Below are 1,525 nucleotides of genomic sequence, written 5' to 3'. Positions count from 1 at the left end.
GATATAGAGTAATTACTTGTAATCATTTTAAAGTCGCCCAGCTATATTGGATTTATTAGTAGAATATCAGCAGCAACGATATGAAATCTGGTTGGAACTAGGTTTACAAACATCCCATGATAAAACCCTGAAAAAGATCAATCGAGGCCATGATGCTGCTAGTTATCAAAAAATTGCGCAAATTGCCGGCAAAAAGGGATTAAATGTTTGTGTTCACCTAATTGTTGGCTTACCAGCTGAAACAGCTAGCGAAAATCTGCAAACAATATCTCGTGTTATCGATACTGGTGTTGATGGTATTAAATTGCATCCATTACATATTGTTGATGGTAGTATAATGGCGAAGGCTTGGCGTGCTGGGCGTTTGTTATCACTTGAATTAACTGAGTACGTGGAAATAGCCGGAGAAATGATCCGTCACACACCAAAAAATATTATTTATCATCGTATTTGTGCCAATGCGCGTCGGCCGACTTTACTCGCGCCAGATTGGTGTGCAAATCGTTGGTTAGGCATGAATGCGTTATATCAATATCTCTGTCAGTATGGCGGCCAGGGCTCTGCAATTTAAGTTAGTGGAGGGAATTAAAATAGGTTTTTGGCAGATATTTTATATGGCGGTGAGGGAGGGATTCGAACCCTCGATACGTTTTCACGTATACACACTTTCCAGGCGTGCTCCTTCAGCCACTCGGACACCTCACCGGTTATCATTTTAATATAGTAGGATACTAGAATGATGCGGCGCTACTATAGGAAAAAGCAGACTAACCGTCAATAATATATTGCAACTTTTGTCTTTTTTTGCAGTTAACAAGATAAATAAAGAACAATTTGTTGAAAATGTATTCGATATTACCGCGAAGGTTTTATTGTCCTTACTAATAAGTAAAATTATTAAATGCATAGCATAAGTTGGAAAAAATAATGAATGAATTTTCCGTGATTTGCCTAATACTAGGAACATTATAGTTAAGCGTCTTAATTTTGATTACAAAATATATGTTTTTCTTCAATATAAATTTACTGATATAGAGTAATTAATTGTAATCATTTTAAAGTCGCCCAGCTATATGACCATTGAAGAGATCAGAGCAATAATTGCTAATATGCGTAGTGATTATGAAGATCGGATCGATGATTATAATTATCAAGAACGCAGAATTATCAAAAGAACGTCGGGAGTTATCACAAAAATTGAAAACCATGGCTGATATAGCTAAGCGACTTAATTTTGATGACATTATTTATATGAGCTATTTAATTGATTTTAGACGTAAAGTGATATTTACGATGAAAGAAGGTTTGAGTATCCGAGAAACAGCTAAGCAATTTCGGATTGGCTCTGCATCTGTATCGCGTTGGATTAATCAAATAGAGCCAAAAGCATCGACTACACGTCAGCGAAAAATCGATAAATCCGAGTTGATAAAAGATGTTGAACAATATCCAGATGCTTACCAAAAAGAACGTACAGAGCGTTTTGGCGTTTGTCAGAAGGCCATTTGGCAAGATCTTAAAAAAA

General features: G+C 36.1%; 1 protein-coding gene, 1 tRNA gene and 2 pseudogenes. 3 read left to right on the top strand and 1 reads right to left on the bottom strand.

The annotated features are described in order from the left end of the window. Window positions 1–40: 40 nt before the first annotated feature. Window positions 41–571 (top strand): annotated as a pseudogene (gene mnmL / locus ARSQ2_RS11285) (tRNA modification radical SAM protein MnmL/YtqA); the annotation flags it as partial. Window positions 572–615: 44 nt separating this feature from the next. Here the strand turns inward: mnmL and ARSQ2_RS11280 are convergent. Then, window positions 616–705 (bottom strand) — tRNA-Ser (locus ARSQ2_RS11280). Window positions 706–1,073: 368 nt separating this feature from the next. On the opposite strand from ARSQ2_RS11280, the pseudogene ARSQ2_RS11275 reads away from it, so the two are divergent. After that, window positions 1,074–1,218 (top strand): annotated as a pseudogene (locus tag ARSQ2_RS11275) (DUF496 family protein); the annotation flags it as partial. After that, window positions 1,207–1,525, top strand: a 319-nt coding sequence (locus ARSQ2_RS11270) for an IS630 transposase-related protein (protein ID WP_181995345.1), incomplete at its 3' end; no start/stop codon positions are given. The pseudogene ARSQ2_RS11275 and the gene ARSQ2_RS11270, both read left to right, overlap by 12 nt.

Source organism: Arsenophonus endosymbiont of Bemisia tabaci Q2, from assembly GCF_902713415.1.
Classification (GTDB): Bacteria; Pseudomonadota; Gammaproteobacteria; order Enterobacterales; family Enterobacteriaceae; genus Arsenophonus.
The sequence above is the reverse complement of the archived record's forward strand: the minus strand, read 5'-3'. Positions and strand labels throughout refer to the sequence as shown.